We start from the raw sequence: 15,002 nt of genomic DNA, 5'->3' as shown, positions 1-15,002 counted from the left end.
GATCGTCATCTGCGCTGGTGTCCTAGGCTTTGTACGAAAGTCGTCGAGCGAAGGTCAGGCCAGGCGAAATCGCTCGAAGAAGCGCAGTTTACGTGCTGTAAATGAGCATTCTGAGAGCGATTTCAACGCAGCATCACCGAGCGCAGGCACTATTCGTACAGAGCCTAGAGACGTGGCCGCAGCTTCAATTCCGGCGTGGGCTTGGGCGCACCGATGGCCGGGTGGCTGTCGGGATGCTGCTCGATCATCTGGGCAATGCGGCGCAACTGCTCGAGCATGGCCTGGGCCAGGCCGGCCTGGGTACGGTAGAGGCCGGTGTCCGGGTCCTGCTGCAGGTCGTTGAGGCCCTTGAAGGGGTAGCTGTAGTGCCTGGCATCCGTGCTGAAGAAGCGCTGGTAGTCCTGGGGCGTGTCATGCAGCTCGCGGCAGGCTCGCTCCAGGCTCTGCAGCTGTTCGGCGACGCTGGCCAGCTGCAGGCGCAGGCGGATGATCTGGTGGTTCTCCCAATTCATCGGCGAGGCCTGCGCACCCGGCTGCCAATGCGCCGGGTTACCGAAGCGCAGCACGAACTGCTGGCCGGCTTCGCGGCCGTAGCGGGTCAGCCGTTCGATACGCTCCCTGGGCATGTTCAGGTTGAGCCCACCTTCGTCCGGGGTCAGCTGGATCAGGCCGATGCGGTCGCGGAAGCCGGGCAGCAGCGACAGGGTCTCGTGGTTCCAGTCCTTGGCGACATTGCTGAGCTGACCGAGAAAACCGCGCAGGGCGGGCAGGCCGTGCTGCGGAAAGCGCCGCCAGTAGGCCAGCCGTGCGTCGCCGTTGTTGCGCGGGAAACGCACCCGTTGCGCGTCGGCGCCGTCGGTCGGTCCCAGGTCGAGGCCGAAGGTCGGGCGGCGCGGCAGTGCGGCGTCGAAGAAGTGGATGGGAAAGTTGGAGCTGATGCCGCCATCGGTGAACCAGCAGCGCTCCAGCCGCTTGCCGGGCTTGCGGTAGTCCACGGCATGCAGCGGCACGGCGCTGAGCAGCAGGGGGAAGCTCAGGCTCATGCGCACGGCGACGATCACCGGCAGGTCGTTCGGCACCGGCAGGCGCAGATAGCCGTCGTGCCGCTCGCTGTCGCTCGGGCGCTGGTGTGCGCTCATCCAGTCGACCACGCGCCGGGGGAACAGGCGGGCGAACTCTTCCTCGCGGAAATGGAACTGATTGTTCTCGCGCACCTGGTCGTCATCACGGAACGGCAGGCGGAAGGGGCGCGCCATGCTCAGGCAGGTGGTCATGACCTGCAGGTCGATACCCTGCTTGCGCAGGTCGCCGAAGGTCAGCGGCCGCTCGCATTCGATGGTCTCGGCCTGGCCCGCGCAGAATGCCTGCTGACCACTGAGGCGATCGAGGTACTGGGTCAGCCAGGTGGTCAGTGCTTCCCTGGGTGCGCTGTCGTCCGTTGCCGGCATACCGGTGCACAGGCCGAAACCATTCGCCGGGATTTCCCGCAGCGCAGGCACGAGCAGGCGCAAGACGACCGCCAGGGCACTGCCAAGCACCGCGAACAGCGCGACCCAGAGCCACACCAGCAGGCTGTCGCTGGCGATGGCGCTCCACCACAGCGGCCCGCCGGCGAGCAGGGCACCGAGCAGCGCGGCAAGCTTGTGTCGCGCCAGCATGACCTTCAGGGGCACGACCACCCGCACCCAGGGGCTCTTGCCTTTGCTGTCGAGGATCGCGATGAAGGTGTCGAACAGCGTGCGCAAAGGCGCGACGGGCCTGAACAGCGCCAGCAGCTTGGTGCCGCGGCCACTGGCCGCAGGGGTGCAGAGGTGTTCAGGAAGTCGCTCGATTTCGGCGAAGCCGGCGGGGTCCTGCTGCAGCTGCCCCTGCTGGTAGCGCTGGCGGCCCAGCTCGGCAGCGGCCGCCGCTGCCGCGGCAATGGCACCGGCGCTGGTACCGCCGATGCTGCGCAGACGAAATGCCTTGGCAATCTCGGTAATGGCCAGCGGATAGACGATGCCGCTGGTGATACCGCCCTTCATGATCAGGTCGCATTCCTGGGCGAAGACCGCCTGGCGCGAATCGTTCATCTACTGCTCCTAGTCGTCGTGCCGAACGCAGGCGCAGGCATGATAGCGCGGCTTTGCTGTCCATATGCCAGCAGCTTGGGGCAGTACTGATCGGTCACGGCGTGTCCGGGGATTCGATACGGTGCTGCGGCGCTGGAAGAGCAGCGGCCATGCCATTCGGGCCCTCGAACCTGCCGGCAATCCTGGGTACTCGGGTCTGGATACACACATGGCTTGCCAGGTCATTGAGATCGACTGCCGAAGCTCATAACGTCTATACCCATTCCGCACGCTGAACCTGACGCCTGGCCACCAGGACAGCGGCACTCGGCAGAACAATAATCACGACGCCCGCGGCGCGGATGACGGGTGTCGGCAGGAGTCGCAGTTGAAAGCAGCCATCTCTCGCACCCTGACGCGAACGCTCACCAGCCCGACCCTGCGCGACTGGCGATGGCGCCTGGCCGCCGTGCCAAGGCGATTGCAGGGGCAGGAGCCGGTGGTGCATTACTTCCATCAGGCGGATGACCCGTACAGCCACCTGACCGCCTCGTTGCTGCCGCAGCTTCAGCAGCGCTACCGGGTGCGGATCGCCAGTCACCTCGTGCCACCGCCCTCGATGGAAAATGCCCCCGACCTCGCGAGGCTTGGCGAATGGTCGGCGCGTGATGCGCGGCGGCTGGCAGGCCACTTCAAACTGGCGCCCGTCCGCGAATTTTCCGCACCCGACGGCGGCGAGCTGCGCCAACGACTGGGGCACTACCTGGGCGCGACCTTCTACTTCGAGGGCGAGTGGTACTGGGGGATCGATCGCCTGCATCATCTGGAACGCAGGCTGGCAGACGCAGGCCTGGCCGAGGCCGGCCTTCAGCCCCTCGTTGCACCGCCGGATCTGCTGCTGGAGGAGGGCGTGAGCAGCACGCAAGCGCCGGTGCTGCATTTCTTCTGCTCGCTGCGCAGCCCTTACACCTGGATTGCGACGCCCCGCATAAGGCAGCTGGCCGAGCACTATGGCGCTGAGCTCAGGCTGAGATTCGTGCTGCCGATGGTCATGCGCGGTTTGCCCGTCCCGCTCGAGAAGCGGCTCTACATCCTTCGCGACACCAAGCGCGAGGCGGAACGCCTGGGGCTGCCGTTCGGGACGATTGCCGACCCGCTCGGGGCGCCAACTGAGCGCGGCCTGGCGCTGCTCCAGCATGCCATCGGCCAGGGCAAGGGGCCCGAATTCCTGGAGTCGTTCCTGAGGGGCGTATTCGCTGAAGGGATCGACGCCGGCTCGGACCGCGGCCTGGCCCGGATCGCCCAGCGTGCAGGGCTGGACCCGGATGAGCTTGCCGTTGCCCTGGCCGACCCGAGCTGGCGGGCAGTCGCTGAGGCCAACCGGAGCGAGATGCTGGGTGAAGGACTCTGGGGCGTACCGTCGTTTCGCATCGACGACTTGCCAGCCCTGTGGGGGCAGGATCGTATCTGGATGCTGGAGCAGGACCTGATAGGCCAACTGACCCGGCGGGGTTGAGTGACGCCGTGCTTCATTCGGCGTCGAGTCAGTTGTCCGCCTCAGACTCAGGGGGTTGAACTTGGCTCCAGACTGACCGAAACGGTTCGTCCGGCTACCAGCTTCATGCCTTCCGGTATCTCGTCGATAGCGATGCGTACAGGGATGCGTTGCGCCAGGCGAATCCAGCTGAAGGTCGGATTCACGTTCGCCAGCAGCGTGCCAGACGCCGTGCTGCGCTCGCTGTCGTTGATCCCGGCTGACAAGCCTTCTACATGACCGCGCAGTGGCTGCGGCTCGCCCATGACCCAGATGATGGCCTTGGCTTGCTCGCTGATCTGCGCCAGCTTGGTTTCTTCGAAATAGCCGGCGACGTAGAAGCTGTTGCTGTCGACCAGGGTCATGACTGGCTGTCCGGCGCTGGCGTAAGCGCCCGGCCGCAGCGAGAAATTGGTGACCACCCCGTCCACTGGGGCGTAGAGATCGGCTCGCTGCAGGTTGAGGGTCGCCAGTTCACGGTCTGCCAGTGCCTGGTGTAGCTCTGCATTGGCCTGGGCCAGAGCATCCTGGCGGTAGTCTTTCTGTTGCGCGGAGACTGCCGTTTTCAGTTCGAGATAGCGCTTGCGTTCGCGTTGTGCCGACGCCAGTTGCACCCTGCTGCGTTCCACGGCTGCTTCGGCCTGGGCCAGGGCGTTGCGCAGGCGTTCCTTGTCGAGGCTCAACAGCCGTTCGCCTTTCTGCACGACCTGATTGTCGTGAACGTAGACGGCTTCCACCTTCCCCGATACGTCAGTCGCCAGCGGCACCACATCCGCACGCAGTTTGCCGTCGCGGGTCTGCGGTGCGTAGGTGTAGTAGAGGTAGAGCTGCCAGAGGACAAGCGCGGCACCCAGTACTGCTGCCAGGGTCACCAGCGGGCGTAGCACGCGGAGTGGGGTGGGACGAGTCATGCGGTCCTCATGGGGTGGTCAGTAGCTGCAGGCCGTGAAACAGCCCGCCAGTCAGCAACAGGTAAAGGGCGGTGTCGAACAGGGGGCGCTGGGCGACGAGTCGGTAGGCGCCGGTCCAGGCAAGTAGTCGAGACAGGCCCAGGCGCAGGACGAAGGCTGCGATCAGGCACAACAGCAAGGGCGAGATGTACAGGCCGTCGAGGTTGATTTCACCGATCATCACGCGGGCTCCAGTCGGCGGCGTTGGGGAACAGGCGCAGGCGCAGCCAGGTCAGGGGGCGTAGCTGTCGGCTGTCGTGGCGCTGCCAGGCTGCGTCCAGGCCGGCGTCCAGCTGGTCGAGCAAGCGGCGTTGTGTCTGCTCGTCACGCGGCAACGGGTGCTGCCACAGCTCGCTCGTCAGGACGGCAGGTGCCTGGCCGTTGGCACTGGCCAGGCGCAGTGTGGCCAGATTGATTCCTGCCTCCAGGCGGGCGATCAGGTTGGGGATTTCTGCCCCCTGGCCGATGGCGGCAAGCCGGGGAGCCTGAGCGGTGATGCGATCCAGCGTGGTGTTCTGGAAGCGCGCCAGCTCCTGCTCGCTCGCGTGAGCGCTGAGGCGCTGCAACGCCCGCCTGTCCTGGCGCTCCAGGCGGTCGAGAATGGGCTGTGCGCCCCAGCGGCGGAAGAGGGCCGCGCACATGAAGGCGCAATAGACGCCGACCAGCGTGCCGCAGGTGCTTTCCAGAAAGAAGCCCAGGTCGTACGGCGCGTAGTGTCCCTGGAAGTTGATGCTGCTCAACGACAGCGCGATGGCCAGCGTTGCCAGCGGGTTGATGGCCGCCCAGGCGCCCAGGGGCAGGAGAAACAGCGCCATGACGAGCAGGAAGCTGGTGTAGTCGCTGGCCAGAGGCAGCAGCACATAGCCGAGCACGAAGCCCAGCCCCATGGCGATCAGGGCGAAGCGGCCGAAGTGACTGATGGCGTAGCCGGGTTCGTCACCGCTGCCAAAGAAGGCGATGGCCACCACGCCCAGCAGCACCATGTTGGCGCCCTGTTCCCAGCCGGTGAAGTACCAGAGCAGGCACAGCAGGGTATAGGTCGCCAGGATGCCGGCGAACATGCGCGTGGCCATGTCCGTGTCGGCCGGCAAGGGGAACGCCCTGGCTTGCCGGACACGCTCGTGCAGCTCGAGCGGCAGGGGCTCGCCATCCAGAAAGGCATCCAGTTGTCGAGCCTCGGCCCACAGCTCGAGGTACTGATGGATATGGTCGTGGAGCGCATCGACGATCAGCCGCTCCCAGGCTGACAAGCTCGCCGTGTCTGGTAGCAGCCCGGCAAGCCGTTCATGGTTCGGCGTTTCACTGCGCGCCTGGTGACGGACTTCGGCCAGGTAGGGGCGCAGGGGCTGGCGCAGGATCTCGGGCAAGTCGGCAAGGGCGTTGCCGATGGCACTCAGCAGCGGCACCAGGCTCAGGAGGCGCTGCTGGAGGGTGGCAGCGGCCTGGCGGGTGCTCCGGTCGACCGAGCTGTCGTAGCTCAGGGTGGACATCAGCTGGCTGAACGACGCGATATCGCCCAGGGTCCTGATTCGATCCAGCTCGGTCTGCGCATCGACCGGCTTGCCATCCAGGCAGTCTTCTTGCCAGCGCAGCATGTCGGGCAGCCAGCCTTTGAGACGTTTACGCAACACCGGCGCCAGCGATGAGGGAAAGAGCAGGCTGTCGACCAGTGTGACACTCACGATGCCCAGGCATATCTCCGTGACCCGCGTGACCACCATGTGGAACATGGTGTCCGGATGATTGATGTAGGCAATGGCGACCAGCATCATGGTCAGGGCGCCCAGTTGGAAGAAGTAGGCCCTGGGGGTGCGGTCCAGATGGGATGCGCCCAGCATTGCGGCGGCCGACAGCCCCGAGCAGATCACCAGCATCTGCGGGGCATTGCTCAGATAGGCGGACATGAGCAGGGTCAGTGCCCCGGCGAAGAGGGTGCCGCCCAGGCGGTAGGTGGCGCGCGCCCTGACCGCGCCGCTGACCGGGTTACTGAGCACGCAGGCAGTCACCATGGCCCAGTAGGGGTTGAGCAGACCGAGGTTGACTGCCAGGGCGTAAGCGAGCATCGCCGACAGGTAGAGCTTCAGCGCGTACAGCAGTTGCGGGGCGCTGGGTTTCATGGAGTGTCCAGCAGGTACTGATTGGCCCGTTCCTCGAAGAGACGCAGGAGGGCCGTGGCACGCTCGATATCCGCTTGCGGTACGTCCAGCATCAGTTCCAGGCGCAGCTTGTCTGCCGCGGCTTCCACCTGCTCGGCCAGTTTTGCCCCGGAGAGCTGGGTGTGCAGTGTGTTGGCTCGCCTGTCCCCTGGTACCTGCCTTCTTTCCAGCAGTCGCATCTCGGTGGCCTGGTCCAGCAGGCGTACCAGGGCTCCGGGATTGATACCGGCTTCCTCGGCCAGCTCCTTCTGGGTCATGCCCTGCGGGTTGCGGTGGACCAACACTACGACTGTCGCCAGCGACATGGATATGCCGGTGTCGGCGATGACACGAGAGACCGCTTTTTTCCAGGCTCTGCGCACCGGTTGCAGGGCATTGGTGAGGTCGTGGAGGGCGGCGGTCTTGGAGGGCATGGGGTGACTCGTCAGTACATGGGGCGTTGTAATTTAAATTCAAATCATTGCTTAGGCAATTGATTTGAGCGTCAAGATGTCCACCTTGTCATGCAGCTGTTCCGAGTCGATGCAGGCGGACGCCTGGCGGAGCGTTCCACAACGCAGGTGGGAGGAGGGCAGGTAGCCGCGCCCGGCATCGGTCGCAGCAGCGCTGGGCCTGCACCGAGACTCAGGGACTGGTTTGCCCGTTGAACCATTGCTCATCGATAGCCTGAAGCATCTGCTCGGGGGGCGTCTGCCGGCTCATGCGCCCACGCTGGATGTGGCGGTGCTCGAATGAGCGCGCCCCTCGTGCCATCAGCTTGGCCTTGAGCCTCTCAATGTGTTCGTCGCCAAAGTTGCTGTTGTACGTGTTGAACAGCACGATGTGCTGGTCATCGAAGCGGTTGTGCTCGACGAAGCTCCAGAGCGGTGGCGCGGGGCTGTAGAGCCACACCGGTGAGCCGAGCCAGACGGTATCGAATGACGCCAGGTCGATGTTGCTCGGGTTGATCTGCGGGAGTGCCTCGGCTCTTTCCTTGAGCCTGTAGGCGTCCTTGAGTGCATGCAGCAGACCGCTCAGGCCAAGCGAATAGGCTGGCGCCTCGAGCGCAAGCAGTCGGGCGTCAAGGTGCCTGGCGATCTGCCGTGCGGCCAGTGCGGTATTGCCCGAGCGGGAGAAATACACCACGGCCGTACGGGCCTCGTCCTGCGGATTGACTTCGGGCTGTCGACTCGCCAGCTGGCGCGCCTGCAGGCTTTCTATCCAGGTGACCGCCAGCAGCTCCAGCATCACCACGGCGATAGGCACTCCCAGCAACAGGGCGATCCACTTGAACATCGTCGGCCTCGCTTTACATGAAGTATGGTTTGTCGCCGTCGCTGCCGGGCTTGTTCACCCCGAGGTCGGCGCCAATGTGCAATGTGGGCTGCTTGATGATCTGCACGATCAGGTCGGCCACGCTCTTGCGTGAAACCACGGTGCCGCTGAAGGGCTCGCCTTTGCCGGTGAGCTCGTAGTCCACCTCGTGCTCGTCGGTCAGCCAGGCCGGGCGCAGGATGGTGAAGTCCAGGCCCGAGGCCGCGATGGCATCCGCGGCCCGGCGGTAGGGCTTGAGGTCCTCGCCGATAGTGGCGCGGTTCCACTCGCCGAACCGGCCTGGAACCTCGTCATGGATGCCCAGCGACAGGACGAAGATCAGGCGCCTCACCCCGGTGCTCTGCATGGCGGCGATGACGGCCTGGGCCTGTTTGTCCAGGTCTTCACCGGCGAGATTGGCGTAGACGATGTCCTGCCCGGTCATGACTTTGCGCAGGAGCTTCTTGTCGAGGGCATCGCCGATCACCAGCTGTGCGTTGTTCGGCTCTTCGCCGCTGAGCTTCCTGGGGTTGCGCAGCAGCAAAGTCTGCTGCACACCTTCGTGTTGCCCCAGACCTCGGGCCACCCATTGGGCGATCTGCCCGGTGGCGCCGAGGATGAGTACCCTTTTCATGACTGATCTGCCGTCCTACAGGTGCTGTTTACGGCACGATCTGCGCCATGGCCAGGGCGACCGGCTCCGGCTGGTCGTAGAGGTCATAGTGCGACCAGCCTTCCGCGACGAAAATCTGCTTGGCTTGCGATGCCGCCCGGCCATAGATCTCCCAGCCGTCGCGGTAGGCGCCAAAACCACCGGGTTTGTCGCCAATCACCACCAGCAGCGGCTGGGTCAGCAGGGTTTCAGCATGGGCGAAGGCATCCCAGGCCATGGCTGCGCTGTTGAAGGAGAACAGGCCGCTGGTCGCCCCGTTGGGCTGTTGGCCACGCGCCGACTTGTAGTAATCGGTGGCCTCCAGCACGTCGATATCGCTGATGCCGGCTTGTTTGCCCGCTTCGACCGAATCGGGCAGGTAGTTGATGACATGGCGGGGCGAACCCTGGGCCTCCGCTGTGCGCTGGGCGGCCATGGCCTGCAGGGCAGCGACCGGGTCGAACTGGCTGAAGCCTTCACGCATCAGTCGACCGAAATTGACCCCGGTGATAGAGGTGAGCGCCTTGATGCGCTGGTCGGTGCTTGCGGCGCTGACCGTGTAGGCACCGCCGCCACACACGCCGATGGCGCCGATGCGGTTGGCGTCTACGTAAGGCAGGCTCACCAGGTAGTCGATGGCGTAGCGAATGTCCGAGACGCGAATCGCCGGGTCTTCCATGAAGCGTGGCTCACCGCCGCTGGCGCCCTGAAAACTGGCATCGAAGGCAAGGACGACAAAGCCTTCAGCGGCCAGTCGGCGTGCGTAGACGTTGCCGGAGGTCTGCTCCTTGCAACTGCCGATCGGGTGCGTACTGACGATGGCCGGATAGGTCCTGCTCTCGTCGAAGCTCGGCGGCAGGTGCAGGTCGGCGGCCGAGTCCCAGCCCAGATTGCGATAACTGACGTGCTTGATGGTACTCATGGTGTGGGCTCCTGGGCGGCCGGTGCGCATCGCGCCGGCCGCCTTCAATGTGGTGGGTTACAGGCGGGTCTGGAAGAACTGCGCCAGTACGGAGACCGCCTCGTCCACATAGGGCTGCTTGTCATACAGCGACATGTGGTTGGCACCCTCGATCACATGCATCTGCTTGTCCGTGCTGGCTGCCCGGGCAAGCAGGTCATCGCTCATCCATTTGCTGCCGGCAACGCTGCCGGCTACGGTCAGGATCGGCTGAGTGAGAAAGGCCTCGGCCTTGTGGTAGGCGTCGTAGGTGATGATCTGCGGCAGGCTGCGCGCGGTCATGAAGCCTGGCGCATTGGCATGCTGTGCACGCGGGGTGTGGTAGTACTCCCAGGCTTCGCGCAGCTCTTCGTTGGGGGCGTCTTCTTCACGCATCGGCGCCAGCGGCAGGGTGGCCAGTTCGGTGCCGTTGGCATCGCTGGTGCGGGCCTGAGAGCCGTGTGCGATATAGGGCAGGGCGTCGGCATCCTTGACGGTGTTTTCCCAACCGTTGCGGAACATCTGCCCGATGTTGACCGCACTTACCGTGGCGATGGCCTTGATGCGACGGTCGTTGATGGCGGCATTAGCGGTGTAGCCGCCGCCGGCGCAGATGCCCATGGCACCGATGCGGTCGGTGTCGACATAGGTCTGAGTGGTCAGGTAGTCGACCACTGCGCTGACATCTTCGGTGCGGATGTAGGGATTCTCCAGCTGGCGAGGCTCGCCAGTGCTTTCGCCCTGGAAGGATGCGTCGAAGGCGATGGCCAGCAGTCCCTGCTCCGCCAGCTTCTTGGCGTACAGGCCGGCGGCCTGTTCCTTCACGCCACCGCCCGGATGCGCGACGACAATGACCGGGTACTTTTGGCTGGCATCGAAATTGGCCGGCTGATGGATCACTGCAGCGAGCGTGACGTTCTGGCCGTTGAGGGTGGGGATGCTGACTTTCTGCATGATCTGGCTCCAGTGCTGAGGGGCTGTGTGCCACTCGATGGATTCATACTAGTCCCGCGTTTGTTCGGGAAAAATATGCAAGAATCGACATGACTTGTTAGGGATACTGAACAATATGTCGATCAATCCATCGCAACTTCCAGCCCTGGCCTGGTTCGTCCATATCGCCCGGCACCGCAGCTTCACCAAGGCTGCAACCGAGATGGAAATGTCCCGCGCGGCGCTGTCGCAACACCTCAAGAGCCTCGAGCAGCAGCTCAACGTACGCCTGCTGCACCGCACCACGCGCGACATGTCGCTGACCGAGGAAGGCCAGCGTCTGTTCGATGCGCTGGCGCCTGCGCTGAAGATGATCGACACGGCGGTTGCCGAACTGGGCGAGGTGCCGTCCGCGCCCAACGGCCTGATCCGGGTGAATACTTCCCGTATCGCCGCACGGACCTTGCTGGAACCGCACCTGGGCGAGTTTCTAGCGCGCTATCCCGGATTGCGTCTGGAGCTGGTGCTCAACGATGGATTCGCCAACATCATCGCCGACGGTGCTGACGTGGGGATTCGCTTGGGCGAGAGTCTGGACGAGCACATGGTGGCGGTGCCGATCACTCCGCGTATCGAAATGGCGGTGGTCGGCTCGCCAGATTATTTCGCGCGTCACGGTACGCCACGGTCCCCGGCCGATCTGATGCAGCACAACTGCCTGGCGTATCGTTTCACCAGCAGTGGCACACTGGATCGCTGGTCCTTTACCGAGCCGGACGGGGATGGCCACACCCAGGTGTTCGAGCCGCGTGGCAGTGTCGTGTTCAACGACGACGAGAGCATGCTCAAGGCGGCCATCCAGGGCGTCGGCCTGATCAAGTACCTCGACATCTGCGTGCGCGAGCAACTGGCCTCGGGCGAGTTGGTGAGGGTGTTGCAGCCCTGGTGTCAGCCTTTCCCCGGTTTCTATCTCTATGCGCCGACACGGGCACAGATGCCTGCCAAGATACGGGTATTGATCGACTTTCTTGTCGAGAAACGCTCACTGCTTGACTGACTGGCGGCAGCGGGTGGAGCTGGCCGGCTCCTGCCCTCAGCCCAGGGTAACTGACGGCCAACAGCTGTCTGTTGGCACTGGGGGTAGGCCACAGCTGCTCGTTCAGCGTCTACGCGAGAGCGTTTCGTTCTCCATGCCCACGACGAAGTAATTCTGTCCTATCTTCACTGGTACGGCGCCCCTGGCGGCGGGCGCAGTGCTGCACATGCTGCTACGTTGAGGAATCCCTTGCGAGGCCATAAGAATGAAGATCAGATCCAAGCTGCTGGTGAGTTTTCTGGTTGCAACGCTGATCCCGGTCCTGATCGTGGCGCTGCTGACTATCCGCAATGTCACGGAACAGGCCAGAGAGAATTTTCTGCTATCCAGCAGCCTGGACATGAAACTGGTGAACAGCAGTTTCACCACCTTTTTCGACTCGGTGGGCTACACCGTCTCGGCCTTGGCAGAATACCCGGCAGTCAGGGATGCCGACGGCGGCGCACTGAGTACCTACTTCGCCGAGGCACGCAAGCCTGGCGAGGTCGCCACGGCCAACGGCGGGCGCGAGAAGCAGATCTTCGAGTACTTCTCCAGTATTGGTGAGAGCAACCCAACGCTTGGCTACGTCTACATGAGTGATACCCAGGGTGGCTACGTGGAGTGGCCGGGTACCGGCGACTACGGCGACTGGGACCCGCGCAAGCGCGAGTGGTACACCAAGGGTCGTGACGCCAACTTCACGCTGGCTCGTCGTGACGGCTACTACTGGGAACCGGACGACGCAGTCTATGTATCGGTGCTCAAGGGCTTCAAGGATAACGCCGGGGCGTTCTCCGGGGTCGTGGCGGTGGACGTATCGCTCAAGGCGCTGACGGAGATGGCGCAGAAGGTACGCTTCGGCGAAACCGGTTTTCTGATGGTGGCGGAGGGGAGTGGCACCCTGCTCGTGGATGGCCATCAGCCGGACAACAACTTCAAGAAAATCAGCGAGCTGCCGGGTGAGTACTTTGCAACTATCGCCAAGACCGGCAATGGCCTGGTCGAGCTGGATATCGACGGCGTCGCCTACATGGCCAATGTCTATACGTCACCGGAGCTGGGCTGGAAGTTCGTTGGCCTGAAGCAGGCGGACGAGGTATATGCCAGTGCCCGCGAGCTGACCTGGTTGACCCTTGGGGTTTGCATCGTACTGGTCGCGCTGTTCGGTATCGCTGGGGTGATCATCGCCCAGCGGATCGCCAATCCGATCAACCTGGTGACAGGTGGACTGCGCGTCATCGCGCAGGGGGAAGGGGACCTGACTCGCCGCCTGGCGCGCCTCAGCTCGGACGAAACCGGGGAACTGGCCAGCTGGTTCAATCAGTTCATCGAGTCTATCCAGGGCATGATCCGGGTGATCAAGGACAATGCTGTCAGAATGGATGGCGTCTCCAGTGAGACCAGCAAGCGCACTACCGCGATGTCCGCCACGCTGCAGAGCCAGTTGAGTTCGGTGGAGCAGATCGTCACGGCCGTCACCGAGATGTCCTCGGCCGCCAATGAAGTGGCGAAAACCTGTGTGCAGACCGCCGACGTCTCGGAGCAGGGGTTGGCGGCCACGCGCAATGGCAAGGAGGTCATCGCGCGCAGCACGTCGGGGGTCAACAAGCTCGGCAGCAGCATCCAGAGTTCCAGCAAGGTGATTCAGGAGCTGGAGAAGGAAACGGTCAATATCAACAACATCCTCTCGACCATTCAGCAGATTGCTGAGCAGACCAACCTGCTGGCGCTGAACGCGGCCATCGAGGCGGCCCGGGCGGGCGAGCAGGGGCGAGGGTTTGCCGTGGTCGCCGATGAGGTGCGTCATCTTGCCAAGCGCACCCAGGACTCCACCGGGGAGATCAACCATATCCTCAACCTCCTGGTCAGCCGAATCAAGGAAGTGACGGTGAGCATGAATCAGAGCCTGGTCGAGTCGGAAGGCGCCATCAGGTCGTCCGAGGAAGTGCTGGCGGCTTTCGAAAGCATCGAAGGCAAGGTGCAGATGATCCGCGACATGACCATGCAGATTGCGACCGCCACCGAGGAACAGCACCTGGTCACCGAGGAGATCAACCAGAACATCGTGACCATCAACGATGCGGTTGCGCAGATCTCGGCCCAGGCTGCCGAGGTCGAGAGCTACGCCGAAGAGCAAAGCGCACTGAGCAGTGAGCTGAAGACGCTGGTCGGGCGTTTCCGTACGGATTGAGACGCGCGGGCAACGGTGTCTCGCCTCGATCATCCTGGCGCAGTGCTTGTCCGGCTCGAGCTGCCTGTAGCTTATCCGGACAGCTCGATCTCGGGGTTTCACTGCGACTCGCTGCGACGGTGAAGGGTCAGGTCCAGAGCACGCATGCTGGCGCAGCTGCGGCTGATCCACTTCACCAGCCTAGCGAAAAAACGGCGCATCGCATGACGGCCCCAGGCCACAGCCGACGGCGCCAATCAGCAGTAGGTCCTACAACCCCACGACAGCCATGTCGAAGGACACCGCGCGCATCTCATGGGGTGCAGCATTGCTGAGCGCCAGCAGCATCGATATGGATTTCGATTGCCCGACCAATGTCGAAGTGCTCGGCTTTAGCCGAAGCGAACGGCGCCTGGTGTGGAGTCGATCGCGTCCCTGATCGACGTTGAAGGTATTGGTGGCAAGAGGCCGGCGTTTGCGCGTGAACACGGCGCCGGTTCGTCTCGGGGGCACGATGCTCGGTCGCTGCGAAGCTGTTGTAAAGCACGCACTGCCGCACGTTAGTCGAGCACTCGCTCTGAAACTAACTCAGCTCCGGAAAAAAAGCTTGATCACTGCATCGGCATGGGCTTCGACGGCTTCCGGGGTCAGCACGTCGCGATCGTGGGTGTACTTCAACTCAGTCGCCAGCAGATAGGGCATTTGAGTGACCGAGACGAGCATGTACAGCAATGTCAGGGGGTCAAACTCGGCGAGGCCGATCGCCTGCTGCGCGCCGGTGATCATGTTCAGCGTGCGCTCATGGGCTGGCCCGATGAAGGTTTCCGCGACCCACTTCAAGCGTTCGGATCCGGTGATGGATTCCTGGACCATCAGTCGCGCGTGCTCAGGGTGGCGGGCGCAGTAGCGAATGTAATTGCGTATGTACTCCCTAAGTTCGTCGAGGTTCGCTTGCTCCGAGGAAAGGTCAAGCGGCGGCACCTCGACTCGCAGGCGTTGGAACAGGTAGGTGACGCTTTCCTTCCAGAGCGCCTCCTTGCTGCCGAAGTGGTAGCGAATCATCGCGTGGTTCACCCCCGCCTGTTCAGCGATATCCCTGAGGCTGACAGCTTCGAAGCCGCGTGCGGAGAACTCATCGAGCGCGATTTCCAGGATCTGTGCACGGGTTTGCGCGCTCCGTTCCTGTTGGGTGGCGCGAGGCACATGCATTGCGATTATTCCTCTGATGTCTGTTTGTCTTAGGCC

At 63.6% G+C, this 15,002-nt stretch carries 13 protein-coding genes and 1 pseudogene; 4 read left to right on the top strand and 10 right to left on the bottom strand.

The features are described 5' to 3' along the window. Positions 1 to 164: 164 nt before the first annotated feature. A complete protein-coding gene (locus tag FIV02_RS13715) occupies positions 165 to 2,072 on the bottom strand; it encodes a patatin-like phospholipase family protein (RefSeq protein WP_152488927.1) in 1,908 nt (635 codons plus the stop codon). Positions 2,073 to 2,439: 367 nt separating this feature from the next. On the opposite strand from FIV02_RS13715, the gene FIV02_RS13710 reads away from it, so the two are divergent. Continuing rightward, positions 2,440 to 3,567: a DsbA family protein gene (locus FIV02_RS13710; RefSeq protein ID WP_152488926.1), complete on the top strand. Its 1,128-nt coding sequence runs from the start codon at positions 2,440 to 2,442 to the stop codon at positions 3,565 to 3,567. Positions 3,568 to 3,614: 47 nt separating this feature from the next. Here the strand turns inward: FIV02_RS13710 and FIV02_RS13705 are convergent, their stop codons facing one another. The 8 genes from FIV02_RS13705 to FIV02_RS13670 all read right to left on the bottom strand — a co-directional run bounded on the left by FIV02_RS13705 (position 3,615) and on the right by FIV02_RS13670 (position 10,530). Beyond that, positions 3,615 to 4,496 carry an HlyD family secretion protein gene (locus FIV02_RS13705; protein WP_152488925.1) on the bottom strand — a complete coding sequence of 294 codons (882 nt, stop codon included), beginning with the start codon at positions 4,494 to 4,496 and terminating at the stop codon, positions 3,615 to 3,617. A gap of 7 nt (positions 4,497 to 4,503) precedes the next feature. After that, complete coding sequence (locus FIV02_RS13700) at positions 4,504 to 4,716, bottom strand: DUF1656 domain-containing protein (protein ID WP_037048255.1); 213 nt, start codon at positions 4,714 to 4,716, stop codon at positions 4,504 to 4,506. Continuing rightward, a complete protein-coding gene (locus FIV02_RS13695) occupies positions 4,706 to 6,652 on the bottom strand; it encodes an FUSC family protein (RefSeq protein ID WP_152488924.1) in 1,947 nt (648 codons plus the stop codon). The genes FIV02_RS13700 and FIV02_RS13695 overlap by 11 nt, the downstream gene beginning before the upstream one ends. After that, entirely contained in the window at positions 6,649 to 7,104 is a 456-nt protein-coding gene (locus FIV02_RS13690; RefSeq protein WP_134676828.1) for a MarR family winged helix-turn-helix transcriptional regulator, read from the bottom strand. The genes FIV02_RS13695 and FIV02_RS13690 overlap by 4 nt, the downstream gene beginning before the upstream one ends. A gap of 211 nt (positions 7,105 to 7,315) precedes the next feature. Beyond that, positions 7,316 to 7,966 carry a flavodoxin gene (locus tag FIV02_RS13685; RefSeq protein WP_152488923.1) on the bottom strand — a complete coding sequence of 217 codons (651 nt, stop codon included), beginning with the start codon at positions 7,964 to 7,966 and terminating at the stop codon, positions 7,316 to 7,318. A 13-nt stretch (positions 7,967 to 7,979) separates the two neighbouring features. Continuing rightward, positions 7,980 to 8,618 (bottom strand): SDR family oxidoreductase, encoded by a 639-nt coding sequence (locus FIV02_RS13680; protein WP_152488922.1) that lies wholly within the window; start codon positions 8,616 to 8,618, stop codon positions 7,980 to 7,982. 28 nt (positions 8,619 to 8,646) lie between these two features. Then, positions 8,647 to 9,558, bottom strand: coding sequence for an alpha/beta hydrolase (locus FIV02_RS13675; RefSeq protein WP_152488921.1), 912 nt, complete (start codon positions 9,556 to 9,558; stop codon positions 8,647 to 8,649). Between the two features lie 57 nt (positions 9,559 to 9,615). Continuing rightward, a complete protein-coding gene (locus tag FIV02_RS13670) occupies positions 9,616 to 10,530 on the bottom strand; it encodes an alpha/beta hydrolase (protein ID WP_172979156.1) in 915 nt (304 codons plus the stop codon). A 115-nt stretch (positions 10,531 to 10,645) separates the two neighbouring features. Between FIV02_RS13670 and FIV02_RS13665 the strand changes: the two genes are divergently transcribed. The 3 genes and pseudogenes from FIV02_RS13665 to FIV02_RS25300 all read left to right on the top strand — a co-directional run bounded on the left by FIV02_RS13665 (position 10,646) and on the right by FIV02_RS25300 (position 13,778). After that, positions 10,646 to 11,566, top strand: coding sequence for a LysR family transcriptional regulator (locus tag FIV02_RS13665; RefSeq protein ID WP_037048239.1), 921 nt, complete (start codon positions 10,646 to 10,648; stop codon positions 11,564 to 11,566). A 244-nt stretch (positions 11,567 to 11,810) separates the two neighbouring features. Continuing rightward, positions 11,811 to 12,869 (top strand): annotated as a pseudogene (locus FIV02_RS25305) (cache domain-containing protein); the annotation flags it as partial. Positions 12,870 to 12,932: 63 nt separating this feature from the next. After that, complete coding sequence (locus tag FIV02_RS25300) at positions 12,933 to 13,778, top strand: methyl-accepting chemotaxis protein (RefSeq protein ID WP_371923283.1); 846 nt, start codon at positions 12,933 to 12,935, stop codon at positions 13,776 to 13,778. A 567-nt stretch (positions 13,779 to 14,345) separates the two neighbouring features. On the opposite strand, the gene FIV02_RS13655 is transcribed toward FIV02_RS25300, so the two are convergent. After that, entirely contained in the window at positions 14,346 to 14,966 is a 621-nt protein-coding gene (locus FIV02_RS13655; protein ID WP_152488918.1) for a TetR/AcrR family transcriptional regulator, read from the bottom strand. Positions 14,967 to 15,002 lie beyond the last annotated feature (36 nt).

The sequence above is a fragment of the Pseudomonas sp. THAF187a genome (genome assembly GCF_009363395.1).
Taxonomy (GTDB): Bacteria; Pseudomonadota; Gammaproteobacteria; order Pseudomonadales; family Pseudomonadaceae; genus Aquipseudomonas; species Aquipseudomonas khazarica.
The sequence above is the reverse complement of the archived record's forward strand: the minus strand, read 5'-3'. Positions and strand labels throughout refer to the sequence as shown.